General features: G+C 66.9%; 11 protein-coding genes. 8 read left to right on the top strand and 3 right to left on the bottom strand.

Annotated elements, in window-relative coordinates:
• Window positions 1-459: 459 nt before the first annotated feature.
• Window positions 460-2,223: an OPT/YSL family transporter gene (locus I2E26_RS01675; protein WP_195419371.1), complete on the bottom strand. Its 1,764-nt coding sequence runs from the start codon at window positions 2,221-2,223 to the stop codon at window positions 460-462.
• 161 nt (window positions 2,224-2,384) lie between these two features.
• Here I2E26_RS01675 and I2E26_RS01680 point away from each other — a divergent pair, with 161 nt between their 5' ends.
• The 4 genes from I2E26_RS01680 to bsh all read left to right on the top strand — a co-directional run bounded on the left by I2E26_RS01680 (window position 2,385) and on the right by bsh (window position 5,980).
• Entirely contained in the window at window positions 2,385-3,206 is an 822-nt protein-coding gene (locus tag I2E26_RS01680; RefSeq protein ID WP_229056326.1) for a type III pantothenate kinase, read from the top strand.
• Complete coding sequence (locus I2E26_RS01685) at window positions 3,199-4,092, top strand: patatin family protein (protein ID WP_370551419.1); 894 nt, start codon at window positions 3,199-3,201, stop codon at window positions 4,090-4,092. Before I2E26_RS01680 ends, I2E26_RS01685 begins: the two co-directional genes overlap by 8 nt.
• Before the next feature lie 37 nt (window positions 4,093-4,129).
• Window positions 4,130-4,897: a class I SAM-dependent methyltransferase gene (locus I2E26_RS01690; protein ID WP_195419372.1), complete on the top strand. Its 768-nt coding sequence runs from the start codon at window positions 4,130-4,132 to the stop codon at window positions 4,895-4,897.
• Between the two features lie 138 nt (window positions 4,898-5,035).
• Complete coding sequence (bsh, locus tag I2E26_RS01695) at window positions 5,036-5,980, top strand: choloylglycine hydrolase (protein WP_195419373.1); 945 nt, start codon at window positions 5,036-5,038, stop codon at window positions 5,978-5,980.
• A gap of 132 nt (window positions 5,981-6,112) precedes the next feature.
• On the opposite strand, the gene I2E26_RS01700 is transcribed toward bsh, so the two are convergent.
• A complete protein-coding gene (locus I2E26_RS01700; RefSeq protein ID WP_147588625.1) occupies window positions 6,113-6,475 on the bottom strand; it encodes a NifB/NifX family molybdenum-iron cluster-binding protein in 363 nt (120 codons plus the stop codon).
• A 596-nt stretch (window positions 6,476-7,071) separates the two neighbouring features.
• On the opposite strand from I2E26_RS01700, the gene feoB reads away from it, so the two are divergent.
• Entirely contained in the window at window positions 7,072-9,579 is a 2,508-nt protein-coding gene (gene feoB, locus I2E26_RS01705; RefSeq protein ID WP_229056327.1) for a ferrous iron transport protein B, read from the top strand.
• 181 nt (window positions 9,580-9,760) lie between these two features.
• On the opposite strand, the gene I2E26_RS01710 is transcribed toward feoB, so the two are convergent.
• On the bottom strand, window positions 9,761-11,542 hold the full coding sequence (locus tag I2E26_RS01710; protein ID WP_195419374.1) for a 1-deoxy-D-xylulose-5-phosphate synthase: 1,782 nt from the start codon (window positions 11,540-11,542) through the stop codon (window positions 9,761-9,763).
• A 415-nt stretch (window positions 11,543-11,957) separates the two neighbouring features.
• Between I2E26_RS01710 and I2E26_RS01715 the strand changes: the two genes are divergently transcribed.
• The 3 genes from I2E26_RS01715 to I2E26_RS01725 all read left to right on the top strand — a co-directional run bounded on the left by I2E26_RS01715 (window position 11,958) and on the right by I2E26_RS01725 (window position 14,286).
• Window positions 11,958-12,377, top strand: coding sequence for a YbjN domain-containing protein (locus I2E26_RS01715; RefSeq protein ID WP_147588575.1), 420 nt, complete (start codon window positions 11,958-11,960; stop codon window positions 12,375-12,377).
• Between the two features lie 90 nt (window positions 12,378-12,467).
• Window positions 12,468-13,277, top strand: coding sequence for a ZIP family metal transporter (locus I2E26_RS01720; RefSeq protein WP_147588576.1), 810 nt, complete (start codon window positions 12,468-12,470; stop codon window positions 13,275-13,277).
• A gap of 136 nt (window positions 13,278-13,413) precedes the next feature.
• Complete coding sequence (locus I2E26_RS01725) at window positions 13,414-14,286, top strand: HAD-IIB family hydrolase (RefSeq protein ID WP_195419375.1); 873 nt, start codon at window positions 13,414-13,416, stop codon at window positions 14,284-14,286.
• Window positions 14,287-14,420 lie beyond the last annotated feature (134 nt).

The raw sequence follows: 14,420 nt of genomic DNA on the forward strand, positions 1-14,420 counted from the left end.
ATGGACCGCTAGCCGAGGTCCCGGCGTAGCCCAAGGGGCCGGACGCCGCCGCGCGGGCCCCGGGTGGCGGGCGCGGTTGCGTCCCTAATGTGCGCCCTTCCCCATGCGTATGGGTTTCGGCCGCTTGGCGGCAGCTACGCGGCCGATTTCCATACGCATAGAGGTGGCGCCGGGTTGCACGTATGGGTTTCGGCTGTTTGGCGGCGGCCACGGGGGTATGGGTTTCGGCTGTTTGGCGGCGGCCACGGGGGTGTGGGTTTCGGCCGCTTGGCGGCAGCTACGCGGCCGATTTCCATACGCATAAAGAAGGCGCCGGGTTGCACGTATGGGTTTCGGCTGTTTGGCGGCAGCCATGTAGTCGAAACCCATACGTAAGGGGCGGGGACTCGAGATGCTCCTTCGATCTCGCACGGCGTGCGGCTCGCGCCGCATGCCAGGCGACGCGCGCCGGGCGGTGCCTTAGCCGAGGAGGCCGCTCGCAACGGATACGAGGGCGATGAGGACGCCCACGATGGATTCTCCGCCAAGGATGCCGGAAGCGACGATGATGCCGCTCTCCTCGTGCGTGGTCTCGGGGCCGTCGACGGTGCCGGCGGCAGGGTCGCTCGCGGGCCGGTCGCAGCACCCGGCCCGACGTCCAGCGATGCGGTCGTAGGCGAACTTGACGAGTGCGCCCAACGCCGCGGTGAGCGACATGTAGAACGGCAGGTAGATGCCGAGGCCGAGCATCATGGAGGGCACACCCAGGCAGTAGAGCGCGATGCCGCCGACAAGGCCCAGGGCGAAGGCGGGGACGCTGGGGATGCCTGAGACCATGGTGGCGACGACGCTCGCCTGGGCGGCCACGAACTGCTTGCCGGGACCGAACGCATCCGCGCCGTAAGCGTGCATGAGCGCCGTCATGACGACGACCGAGACCACGCATCCCAGAAGGGCGCCGATGGCCTGCCCGCGCCAGAGCGCGCGCGGGTCCGTTCCGATGATCGCGCCCGTTTTGAAGTCGCTCATCACGTCGCCCGCGAGGCCGCAGGCGATGGCGACGACGGCGGCGACGAAGAAGAGCTTGACCTGATTCGACTCTCCCAGGGCGGCGATGGCGAGCAGCACGATGAGACCGAAGATCTCCATGGGGTCGATACCCGTCTGGCCCACCGACTGGGCGCTCATGATGGTGGTGACGAACGCCAGCGCGACCACGACGAGGCAGGCGAGCGGGGACAGGCCGATGCCGAAGCAGACGAGCAGCGCTGCCGCGGCCGTTATGATGCCGAGCGCGCCCGCGTCGGCGCGACCCAGCCCGACCGCGAGCGTCGCGCGCCGGGCCTTCGATCCCCGGCCGCTGCCTTGCTGCTTTTCGCTGCGGCTCGACCCGCGTGCACCCGCGTTCGCGCGGCCGCGCAGGGCGGCGACGACCTTGGGCAGGATGTCGCGTGCGACCACGCCCAAGCCGGAGCCCATCATGAGGCCCATGCCCAGGCTCGATACGATGCCCTGCGCGCTCGCGACATCCCAGAGCCCCGCGGCGGTGCCGCCTACGATGATGCCGAAATTGCCCAGCAGGGCGCCGAGGAACCATACGGCCACGGCCGTGCCGCCAACCAAAAAGCCGACCGAGCACAGCATGGGGGAGTTGTAGAGCGCGAAGCTCACGCCCGGGATGGGCAGCGCGCCGATCATGGTGGGAATCGCTCCCGCCAGGTCGCGCAGCGCGCACCAGATGCCGGCGAGCGCCATGGAGCCGAACAGCTTCCTGCCCGTCTTCCCGCCCGCGCTGCTTGCAAGCAGCGTTTCCGCCGCGGCGGTGCCGATGGGGTACTCCAGATCCGACTCGTCCACGAACCTGCGGCGGATGAGGGCCGTGCATACCAAGCCCAGCAGCGTGCCCGCCAGGGCGACTGCGAGCAGGGCGGGCACGCCGACCTCGTCGGCGCGTCCGAGCATCCAGATGCCCGGGACGGTGAACGCCAAACCGCCGGCGACCATCGAACCGGCCGACATGATGACCTGCGTGATATTCGCTTCGTTCAAACTCGTTTTGCCCAGCGCCCGCAGCACCACGAGCGCGGTGATGGAGGTGAAGATGGTGGGCCACGGGAGCGCCCCCATCTTGAGGGCGGTGTACACGGACGACGCCGTGATGACGATGCAGCCGATGCAGCCGACGACGATGCCGGCGGCGCTCAGCTGCGCGCGCGACGATTCGCGCGTGCTCGATGAGCTCATGTTGTAACTCCTTCGTATATCCGCTCTCCCTGGTGGAGAGTCGGGTTACGGCGGTAAGGACCGCTATAGTATAGACTCGAACGAAACGAGCGAAGCGCTCATTTTGCACGGTCCTCGCCCGCACGGCGTGCGCGGGCGAGGACGCTGCTGAAAGGGGTTGTATGGCTGAGCAGATGGACGCGCGCGACGAGCAGTCGCCGGTGCTGACGGTGGATGTGGGCAATACCACGACGCGCCTGGGCGTGTTTTGCGCGGACGAGATCCGGGGTACGTGGGAGCTCACCACTCCTGCGAGCCTTACCGCCGACGAGGTGTACGCTCAGGTGGTCCACGCGCTGGATATGCTCGGCATCGGGGTCCCGCACGATGCCATCCTGGCATGCGTGGTGCCATCGCTGACCGATGCGTGGCGCCAGGCGCTGACGCGGGCCTGCACGGGGCGCGTCTACGTGGTGGGACCGGGCTTGAAGACGGGCATCCCCATGCGCTGCGACGACCCGTCGGAGGTGGGTGCCGACCGCGTGGCGGATGCGGTGGCAGCGCGGGCTTCCTACGGCGCCCCCGTGGTTGTGGTCGACCTGGGCACTACCACCACGATCGAGGTGGTCGACGCCGACGGCGCCTTCGCGGGCGGCGTGATCGCGCCCGGCGTGGCCCTGGGCGCCCGCTCGCTGGCGGCCGCCGCCGCGCGCCTGCCCGTTATCGAGCTGCGCGCGCCCTCTTCGGTGATTGGCCGCAACACCTGCTCGGCCATGCAGTCGGGCGTGGTCCTGGGCGAGGTAGCGCGGATCGACGGCCTGGTCGACGCCGTGATGCGCGAGCTGGGCGCTGCAGCCCCGGTGGTGGTGACGGGCGACGGCGCTTCCGGCCTGGCGCCGCTGCTGGCGCACGAGACCGTGTTGGATGAGGCCCTGACGCTGCGCGGCCTGCACGCGATCTGGAAGTACAACGTGAAGCGGGGGCGGGGTGTCGCACGTGGATAGGGTGGAACGGGATGCCTCGGCGCGTCCGAGTGCGGGCGCGGTCCTCGAGGGCGGCGGGTTTCGCGGCATGTACACCGCCGGCGTGCTCGATATCTGGATGGAGAACGACATAGAGGTCGACGCCGCGGTGGGCGCGTCTGCCGGAGCCGCCTTCGGCTGCAACCTGAAGTCGCGCCAGATCGGCCGCGCCATCCGCTATAACAAGCGCTTCTGCAACGATCCGCGCTATGCGGGCCTGGGCGTGCTGCTGCGCACGGGGGACCTGTTCAGCAAGGATTTCGCCTACCATACGGTTCCGTTCGAGCTCGATATCTTCGACAGCGAGGCGTTCGAGAAGAATCCCATGCGCTTCTCCGTCGTGTGCACCGACGCCGATACGGGCCGGCCGGTCTACCGTGATCTGCTGTACGGCGATGAGCGCGATATCGAGTGGATCCGCGCGTCCGCGTCGATACCCGTGGTGTCGCGCCCGGTCGAGCTCGAATACGAGGGGCGCACGCTGCGCCTGCTTGACGGCGGCGCCTCCGATCCCATTCCGGTGACGTGGATGCGGGCGCAGGGGTACGACCGATGCGTGGTGGTGCTCACGCAGCCGCAGGGGTTCCGGAAGGAGCACCAGCCGCTCATGCCGCTTATCCGCCGATCGCTTAGGAAGTTTCCGCAGATGGCGGAGGTGCTCGATCGTCGGCATGAACACTACAACGCGCAGCTGGACGAGATCGCGCAGCTCGAGGCGGCGGGCGAGGCGTTCGTGATTCGCCCGAGCGAATCGGTGAAGGTGCCTGCCGTGGTGAAGGACCCCGAGGTGCTCGAGGACGTCTACCAGGTTGGTAGGAGAGACGGCTTGGCGGCGCTGCCGGCGCTGCGGGCGTATCTGGGGCAGTAGGGACGGCCGTTGCGCGGTGCGCGACGAGAGGATGGATATGACGAATTCTCTGCAGGATGGCTTGCTGCTGGCAGTCGATGGGGGCGCTTCGTTCGAGTATGCCGAGCGCGTGGCCGCGTCGACGGGGGCGCGGATGGTCGCGGCCGATGGGCTCGAGGTGTATGACGGCTTGATGCTGCGATTGGGCGCCGGGGGGCTGTCGCTCGAACGCGGGGGCATGGTGCTGCGCGGCGATTTCTCCGATATGCTGCCCCGGTTGCGCCCGGCCAACCTCGCGCGCGAGCTGCTCGTGCGCGCCGCCAAGGTGAAAGGGGTGGCCGCACCCGTGGTGGCGGATGCCACGGCGGGCTTGGGGCAGGATTCGCTGCTGCTGGCGGCCGCTGGCTGCACGGTTGTGATGTATGAGAGCGACGCGGTGATCGCGGTCCTTCTGCGCGACGCGCTCGAGCGCGCCGCGGGCGATGGACGCCTGGCTTCCATCGTGGCGCGCATGACGCTGGTTGAAGGCGACAGCATCTCGGCACTCCCGCACCTGGCCCCTGCGCCCGACGTGGTGTATCTGGACCCCATGTTTCCCGAGCGCACGAAGAGCGCGGCGGTAAAGAAGAAGTTCCAGCTGCTGCACCATCTGGAGCGACCCTGTTCGAATCAGGAGGAGCTGCTGCGCGCCGCGCTCGCCGTTCACCCGCGCAAGGTCGTGGTGAAGCGCCCGGTGAAGGGGCCCTATCTGGCGGACGTGAAGCCGAGCAGCTCGCTGTCGGGCAAGGCCGTTCGCTACGACTGCATCGTCCCGCCGCGCCCGTAGACCAGATGCACGGTCGGTTCTTGGTTAAATCCAGCCGATTTGCCACAGCGATGGCTAGCGTGTGGCCGAACGGGTACACATGGATGCAACGTGCTTCGGCGCAGGCGGTGCCGAGCGTGAGAGAAAGGGTGGCGCGCTATGTGCACCGGCATGCGTTTTTGCGATACGAGCGGATCCATGTACTTCGGCAGGAATCTGGATTGGACCTTCGACTACGGCGAGCGGGTGCTGGTGGTGCCGCGCGGGTTCGCCCCGGCGTCCCCCTTCGGCGCGACGCCGCGCGTCGAGCACGCGCTGATGGGCATGGGCCTGGTCGAGGAAGGCCAGCCCATGCTGTTCGACGCCGGCAACGACGTCGGATTGGCCGTTGCCGGGCTGAACTTCAACGGTTACGCGGCCTACGAGCCGGCGCCCGTTGAGGGCAAGGTGAACGTTGCCGCCTGGGAGTTTCCGCTGTGGGTATGCGCCAACTTCGCCTCGGTCGACGAGGTGGAGCGCGCGCTGGGGGACGCCGTGGTCGTGGACAGCTCGGTGAACCCACGGTATCCGTCGTCGCCGCTCCATTGGATCATCGGGGATGCGAAGCGCTCGATCGTGGTGGAGTACACGGCGGCGGGCATGCAGGTGTTCGACGATACGGTCGATGTGCTGGCCAACCATCCGGGCTTCGCGTGGCATGCCGAGAACCTGCGCAACTACCTCAACGTCTCGAACGCCTGGGGAGGGTCGGGTTCCTTCGGCGTGGAGCTCGCCCCCTTTGGAGCCGGCGCCGCCCAGCGCGGCCTGCCCGGCGACTACAGCTCTCCCTCGCGGTTCGTGCGCGCGGCCTATGTGAACGCGAACTATCCCGTCAAGGACGGCGAAGCGGCCAACGTGAGCCGCATGTTCCATTCGCTTTCCCAGGTTGCGATGGTCGAGGGAGGGGCGGTCTCCCATGACGGAAAGCTGGAGCGCACGCTCTATTCGAGCTGCTTCTCGGCGGCGACGCGTACGTATTATTTCAACACCTACGACGATGTGGCGCTGAGGTCGTATCGCCTGGATGACTATCCCGCCGAGGGCGGCGCGGTCATCGAGGCCTAGGGCCTCGGGCGCTCGCCTTTGCTGCATGGCGCGAATGCGCCTGGTACAGGATGGATGTAGGGAGAAGCCGCCCGCGTACGGCCATGTGGTCGCGCGCGGGCGGCTTCCTTGCGTCTACGGGGCGGGGTCGGTTTAGTGGTGGCAGGCGTGCTCGGGACCCATGGCGGCGAGCTCTCCCGCGGCGGCGCGTTGCACGACGTCGCCTACGAGCGGGGCGTCTGCATCGTAGAGCACCGTGATCCCGGCGTTGGCGAATCCCTGCATGGGGCGCATGCCCATGCCGGCGGCGACGATGGCGTCGATGCCGTGGTCGGCGAGGATGCCCACGGGGCGCATGCAGCCGCCCTCCGCGTGGGGCGGGTTGGCGATGACGTGCACGTCCGCGACCGCGCCGTCCTCGATGGTAACGATGGTGAAGCAATCGGCATGGCCGAAGTGGGCCGAGCGCTGGGCGTCGAGGCCGCCTTCACCGATGGAGGGAACTGCGAGCTTCATGTAGGAGCCACCTTTCGCTGATTCCGAGATGGTTGGGATGGCCCCATGGTAGCGCTCTTCGATCTTCGTTGCGAATGTGACGAAACCGTCAGGGCTGCGTAGGCAAAACCGATGGCTGCCGTGGTGCAGCGCTGCGACCATGTGCATGGGGGTGCGGCGAAAGGAGCCGCGCCTATCGCGGGAGACCGGGCAGAGCATGGGTTTTATGCTGCAGTTTTTGCGATGGATTCGCCAGGGCGCGTTCGATGTGCCCGCGATCTCGTCCGTGTTGGCGTCGCCCATCGTGGCATATCGCGATGAACGCGGTCTTCCTCGGCGCGCGTCCGGCGTGCCCGGTGCTCGCGTTCGCGTTCGCACTCTTGGCTGTGTCCGCGCTGGGCGTCTTCTATCTGGCATGACGGTGTATGCCCTACGACTGCATCGGGTTGGTCGAAAAGGGCGGAACGCGTGGGTTCGGACGGGGATAGGCCGTGGAATCGCGAGGTTGCATGAATGGGTGGAGAAGAAGGGCGCTATCATGGTTGGGAAACAACCGAAGCTAACATTGTCGTCCGGGCGAGCGCTCGGGCGTCGCCTGCGTGACAAGGGGAATCGGAATGCATCGAGAGAGAACGCGCGACAGGGAGGCCGTCCGCTCCGGGGATTGGGCCGTGCAGCGCACGGCGATGCCCGATGCGGCCGTCGCGGGCGGCCGCGTGCAGGATGCGGCTCCATCTCCGGGCGCCGCATCCTGCACCTGGCCGCTGCACCTGGACGCGCTCGAGATCGGGCACGATGCGGTGGTGACCGCGGTGGACTGCGACGATGCCTCGCTCCGGCAGCATATCCTCGATATGGGGCTCACGCCCGGTACCGAGGTGACGATGATGAAGTACGCTCCCATGGGCGATCCGCTGGAGATTCGCCTGCGCGGCTACGAACTCACGCTGCGCCGCGCCGACGCCGCGCGCATCTCGTTGGCCAACGTGCACGAGGCGCATGGAAACGACCGCGTGAACGCGAAGATCGGCGATACGGAGCATCCCGCGCTGGGCGAGAAAACGTACCGCCCGCGCCCCGGCGAGCATCCGATTCCGGCGGGCGAACCGCTGGCGCTTGCCCTGGCGGGAAACCAGAACTGCGGCAAGACGACGCTCTTCAACCAGCTTACGGGCTCGAACCAGCATGTGGGCAATTTCCCCGGGGTGACGGTCGACCGCAAGGACGGCGTCATTCGGGGCCATGCCGAGGCCACCATCACCGACCTGCCGGGCATCTACTCGCTTTCGCCGTATACGAGCGAGGAGGTGGTGAGCCGCAACTTCATCCTCACCTCCCGGCCCGATGCCATTGTGAACATCGTGGATGCGACGAATATCGAGCGCAACCTGTATCTCACGATGCAGCTGATGGAGCTCGATCGACCCATGGTGCTCGCGCTCAACATGATGGACGAGGTGACCGCTAACGGTGGCGCCATCGACGTGAACCTGCTCGAGAGCATCCTGGGCATTCCCGTGGTGCCCATCTCGGCTGCACGCAACGAGGGTACGAGCGAGTTGATCGAGCACGTTCTGCATGTGGCGCGTCATCGCGAGCGCCCCGGCCGGCTCGATTTCTGCGCTTCCCAGGGGCCGGATGGGGGCGCGCTGCACCGGTGCATCCATGGCGTGGCGCATCTGGTGGAAGATCATGCGCGTCGGGCGGGGATCCCGCTGCGCTTCGCGGCGACCAAGCTCGTCGAAGGAGACGAGCTGGTGCGCGAGGCGCTGGCCCTCGACCAAAACGAGCTCGAGGCGCTCGAGCACATCATCGCGCAGATGGAGGAGGAATCGGGTAAGGACCGGCTCGCCGCCCTCGCCGACATGCGCTTCGCATTTATCGGAGAGGCCTGCCGGCGTTGCGTGGTGAAACCGCATGAGAGTCGCGAGCACAAGCGCTCCGTGGCCATCGACCGCATCCTGACCGGTCGCTTCACGGCGTTCCCCGCCTTCATCCTCATCATGGGCCTGGTGTTCTGGCTGACGTTCGGCGTGGTGGGCGCCTGGCTGCAGGGGCTTATGGAAGAGGGCGTTTCGGCTTTGACCGCGTTCGTGGACGGCGGCCTGTCGGCCTGGGGCGTGAACCCGGTGGTGCATTCCCTCGTGATCGACGGCATCTTCGCCGGCGTCGGCAGCGTGCTGTCGTTCCTGCCGCTCATCGTGGTGCTGTTCTTGTTTCTCTCCATGCTCGAGGATTCGGGCTACATGGCGCGCGTCGCCTTCGTGATGGACAAGGTGCTGCGGCGGTTCGGCCTCTCGGGTCGCAGCTTCGTGCCCATGCTCGTGGGCTTCGGCTGCAGCGTCCCAGCCATCATGTCGACGCGCACCCTGCCTTCCGAGCATGACCGCAAGATGACCATCATGCTCACGCCCTTCATGAGCTGCTCGGCTAAGTTGCCGGTATACGGCCTGCTCGCGGCGGCATTTTTCGGCAGGGCATCGGTTCCGGTGATGGTGTCGCTCTATCTCCTGGGCATCGTGGCGGGGATGGTCGTGGCGCTTATCTTCAAGAAGACGGCGTTTCGCGGCGAGCCCGTGCCGTTCATCATGGAGCTGCCGAACTACCGTTTTCCGAGCATGAAGACGACGGTCCTGCTTGCGTGGGATAAGGCGAAGGACTTCATCACGCGCGCCTTTACGCTGATCTTCGCCGCGAGCGTGGTGATCTGGTTCCTGCAGACATTCGATTTCCAGCTCAACGTGGCGGCTGATCAGTCGCAGAGCCTGCTCGCCGGTTTGGGCGGCCTGCTCGCGCCACTGCTCGCGCCGCTCGGGTTCGGCGACTGGCGCGCCTCCACGGCTCTGGTGACCGGATTGCTGGCAAAGGAGAGCGTCATCTCGACGCTTTCGGTTCTGCTGGGAACCGAGTCCGCAGCCGCCCTCACCGGGTTGTTCACGCCGCTGACGGCCTATGTCTTCCTGGTGTTCACGCTTCTGTACCCGCCGTGCGTGGCGGCTATCGGTGCGGTGAAGAACGAGCTGGGCGCGAAGTGGGCGCTAGCGGTGTTCGTCTTGCAGATCGGCGTTGCTTGGATCGCGGCCTGGCTCGTGCACCTGGCCGGCATGGCGTTGGGCCTGGCGTAGAGGCGGGCGCGCCCGCCACCGGATACCGGCCGCCGGCCGCCGTTGACGATGTGGAGCGATATACAGCAGCCTGCAGCGCGAGTTCGTGCTGCAGGCTGTTTGTTTGCATATGGACGTCCCGTCGGACCCCGGGATGCTCGATGGCCTTGCGGCGCTGCGCGCGGGTGCGCTGGCGGTGCGATTATGCCCGGAGCATGTCGCGCACGTCGGCTACGACCTGCGCGATGGACATGCCGTGCTGCCCAAGTAGCTCTTCGGGGGCATAGCGGTCGGGGAAGCCCGGCGCCTTGGAGATGCCGTAGCATTTCATGCGCAGCCCGGTGCGCGCGGCGGCGGCGATGACCTGCTGGCCCCAGCCGCCTTCGACGACGCCGTCTTCAAGGGTGATGAGGACGCGGTGGGTGGAGGTGAGGCGGGCGAGCGCGGCGCGGTCGACGCTGCTGGCGAGCCGCGGGTTGACGACCGTGGGGGCGACGCCCAGCTCGGCTTCGACGGCATCGGCGATACGCTCGGCGTAGGGGAGGAAATCCCCCAGGCCCATGATAGCGACCTCTGAGCCCGCTCGCACGGTTTGGTAGCGCGGGATGCTCCAGTCGATAGCCGTGTCGGCCGCGGGCGCCAGATCGGGGCGCGAGGCGACGCCGGTGCCGGGGACGCGGATGAGCACGGGGTGCTCGCGCTGCTCGATGGCCCAGCCGAGCATGGCCAGGTACTCCTCCTGGCAGGTGGGGGCCAGCGTCACGAGGTTGGGCAGGTTGCCCAGCATGGAGAGGTCGAAGAAGCTCAAGTGCGTCTCGGCGGTGGTGCCGAAGATGGAGGCCCCGAAGTCCAGAATGGTTGCCGGCGCGTTGTTGAGGCAGACGTCATGCCAGAGCTGATCGTAGCAGCGCTGCAGGAACACGCCGTAGACGCCGAACACGGGCGATGCGCCCTGCAGCGCGAGGGCGGCCGAGCAGGTGACGGCGTGCTCCTCGGCGATGCCCACATCGACGAACCGGCGGCCGGCTTTCGCGCGTCGCTGCTGGTCGAAGCCCATGATGTAGGGCGTTGCCGCGTTGAGCACGCAGACGCTCGGGTCGCGTTCGATGGCATCCATGAGGAAGGCGCCGGTTATCTCGGCATAGGTGTTGGGGGCGCCGTGCGCTCCGGCGGGCTGCATCGAATCGAGGTCGAACAGCCCCACGTGATGCCAGCGCTCGGGGTTCTCCTCGGCGGCGGCGAATCCCGCCCCCTTGCGCGTATGCACGTGCAGGACGACCGGATGCGCGGTGTCGCGCAGCTCCTCGAGTGCGTCGACGAGCGCTTGGACATCGTTGCCGTGCTCGACGTAGCGGTAGTCGAGGCCCAGGGCGCGGAAGGGGTTGTCGGCTGCCTGTCCGTTCGTGGCGCGCAGCTCGGCCAGGCGCCTGTAGAGGCCGCCGTGGTTCTCGGCGATGGATTGGTCGTTGTCGTTGATGACGATGACCATGCCGGTATCGAGTTCGCCCGCGGCGTCGAGGCCCTCGAAGGCCAGGCCGCCCGAGAGCGCGCCGTCGCCGATGACGGCTACCACGCGGTATGTTTCGTGCGCGAGGTCGCGCGCCATGGCGATGCCGCAGGCGAGGCTGACCGATGTGGAGGTGTGGCCCATGGAGAACAGGTCGTATTCGGATTCGCGCGGATTGGCGAACCCCGATGCCTCGTCCGCGCGGTCGCGATCGAGGAAGGCGCCGGCGCGCCCGGTGAGCATCTTGTGCGCATAGGTTTGGTGCGAGACGTCGAAGACGATGCGGTCGCGCGGGGCGTCGAACACGTGGTGCAGGGCGACCGTGAGCTCGACCGCGGCAAGGTTGGATGCGACGTGCCCGCCCTCGCGCGCACAGTACGCGAGGATCGCGTGGCGCAGCTCGGAACAGAGCGTGACGAGCCCGGATGCGTCGAGGGCTTGCACGTCTGCAGGTGATGCAATGCGGTCCAAGATCATAGCGTTGCTTGTCGCTCCCATACTCGTTGGATAGACGGCCGGCCGAGGCGCATCGCCATGCCCGGAGGCGTGGACGCGCGGGCCGCCATGGATGGAATGACAAGTTTCTCACAGGTATCCTGGGCGCGTGACCAGATTGGCGCGCACCGTCGCCGTGACAAATTCACTCCACACTCAAATGTAGCCGTATGCATGGGAGCTTGCAATTGCCGTCCGTGAGCGGACGGGGAGCGGTAGTGCATGTGAGCTGCGAAGATCGGGGTCGCTTCGCGTGGTTTCCATAAAAGGTTAGCCATGGGAAACAAAATGATGCAAAGCTTGTGCCGTAGTGTAGGATAGGACGAAAAGATCAAGGATCGGACGTGGGGCCGCGCCGCGCTACGGCGAGCCGGCCCGGCGATAGGGGGCGTGGCATATGTATGACAACTCGCTTGCGTTGATGGGCAGCCTGCGCGATGCGGGCATCGATTATCGAAGCGATACGCCGATCGATGACGAGAACCTCGTCGATACCGTGCGCGTGGGATGGGAGGGCGCCCATCTGCCGGCGACGACCATCTTGCTGCGCGTGAACGATCGAGGGGCGCATCTGGAGGTCGAGAACCTGGGATGCGTCGCCCCCGGTCTGCGCGCGCAGGCGCTCGAGCTGGTCAACGCGCTCAACGGCGCCTATCGCTGGGTGACGTTCGTACTGGAGGACGACGGCCGCTTGAGCTGCTCGTCCGATGTGTTCCTGGTGCCCGAGGTGGCGGGCCTGTTCGGCATGGCCGCGATGGGCCGCATGTTCGACACGCTCGACGAGGTCTATCCGCGCGTGCGGGCGGTGCTGTGCTAGCAGCTCGGGCTGCCGATGCGGACGGCGCGTGGACATGTGCCGCGACGGGTCCGTTGTACGTGAAAACCGTGCTTCGAAGGAGGCGTTACGATGACCGATACATTTGGACAGGCGTTGCTGTGGGCGGCGATGGGTTGCGGCTTCACCTGGCTCATGACCACCGCGGGCGCCGCGATGGTATTTTTCTTCCGCAGCGACCGGAGATTCATGCACCACATCTTCTTGGGTTTCGCTGCGGGCGTCATGATCGCGGCCTCGGTGTGGTCGCTGCTCAATCCGGCGATCGAGCAAGCCGAGGAGCTCGGGCAGATCGGTTGGATTCCCGCGGCGGGCGGTTTCTTGCTGGGCGTCGCCTTCCTGTTCGCGCTCGATACCTTCCTGCCGCATCTGCATCCCGAGAGCGCGGAGCCCGAGGGCGTGCGGACGAGCTGGAAGCGCACGACGCTGCTGGTCTCTGCCGTCACGCTGCACAACATTCCCGAGGGGATGAGCGTGGGCCTGCTGTTCGCCATGGCCGCCCAGGCCACCGGTGCGGCTTCCGACGCCTATCTGGGCATGGCGATCGCGTTGGCCGTGGGGATGGGGCTGCAGAACTTCCCGGAGGGCGCCGCCGTATCGCTGCCGCTTGCGCGCGAGGGCATGGGCCGGGGCAAGGCGTTTCTCATGGGGAGCCTGTCGGGCATCGTGGAGCCGGTCTTCGGCATCGCGGTGGTGCTGGCGGCTGGCTGGATCACGCCGTTCATGCCGTGGATGCTCGCGTTCGCCGCGGGTGCCATGATCTACGTCGTGGTCGAGGAGCTCATTCCCGAAGCGCACCTGGGGGAGCACTCCAACGTGGGCACGTTGGGCGTGATCGCCGGATTCGTGTTGATGATGGTGCTGGACGTGGCGCTGGGCTAGGGTGCGGACCGGAACCGCTCTCGTCTTTTGCCTTGGGATGGCGATGCCGCGCCCTATCGTCCGGCGGCGTGCATCGCCGGGGCCTTGCCGTATCATGGGTGAAGAATCGCGACGCGTGCTGCAGGAGGATGAACGCATGATCAAGCTGTTTGCCAGCGACCTCGATGGAACGCTGTTCAATCTTGCCCATATGATGGACCCGGCCATCCGCTCGGCGCTGAAGGCCGTCACCGCTTCCGGCGCCCATTTCGCCGTGGCGACGGGGCGCGCCATGCGCTCGACCGACGACTTCGGATTTCGAGGCGTGCCGATCGAGGCGGTCTGCTCCAACGGCGCGATCGTGCTCGATCGGTCGGGCCGCGCGATCAAGAGCTATCCCATCGACCCGGCGTTCCTGAAGGAGCTCGTCGAAGCGTTTCCAGGCGCGTGCCTGGAGTGCGTGGGGCTCGATCGCACGTATGTGACCGGCTCCTTCGAGGACCTGATGTCCGGTTTCGTGGCGAAGGGCGGCGTCGCCTCCCAGGTGAAGATGGCTGCGCTGCGCATCCGCCGTCGTCAGATGCGATCCGATTGCGTGTTCGGCCAGGGCGCCGACGACGTCGTGGCGCATGATATCTGCAAGGTGAACGCCCGCGTCGCGGACCCCGGTCTCGAGGCGGAGCTCAAGGCCTTTCTGGCCGAGCATGAGCGCGAGGCTACCAATGCGCCGTTCAACCCCGTGATGTTCGAGATCACGGCCGCCGGCGTCGATAAGGGCGCCGCGCTCGAATGGCTTGCCGGCTACCTGGGTATCGAGCTCTCCGAGGTCGCCGTCTACGGGGACGGCGGTAACGACGTCGCGATGCTCGAGCGCTTCGAGCATGCCTACGCTACGGGCAGCGGCGCCGACGACGCAAAGCGCGCTGCCGGCAACGTGATCGGCAGCTGCGCGGCGTACGCGGTGCCGCGGCACATGGTCGCGACGGTTCGCGCGCAGGGGGCGGTTGGCGCGTACACGCGCATCGACTAGCCTCGCATCCTCCTGCTCCATATCGCTTTTCAGCGCCCCGCCTCAAATTGGTGCCTGTCCCTTTAATATGAGTTGAACATTGTCAAGAGGCAAAACCGGCCCGGCCGTCCGCGGAGCTACCGCGTACGGCCGGG

The organism is Collinsella sp. D33t1_170424_A12 (genome assembly GCF_015554865.1).
Taxonomy (GTDB): Bacteria; Actinomycetota; Coriobacteriia; order Coriobacteriales; family Coriobacteriaceae; genus Collinsella.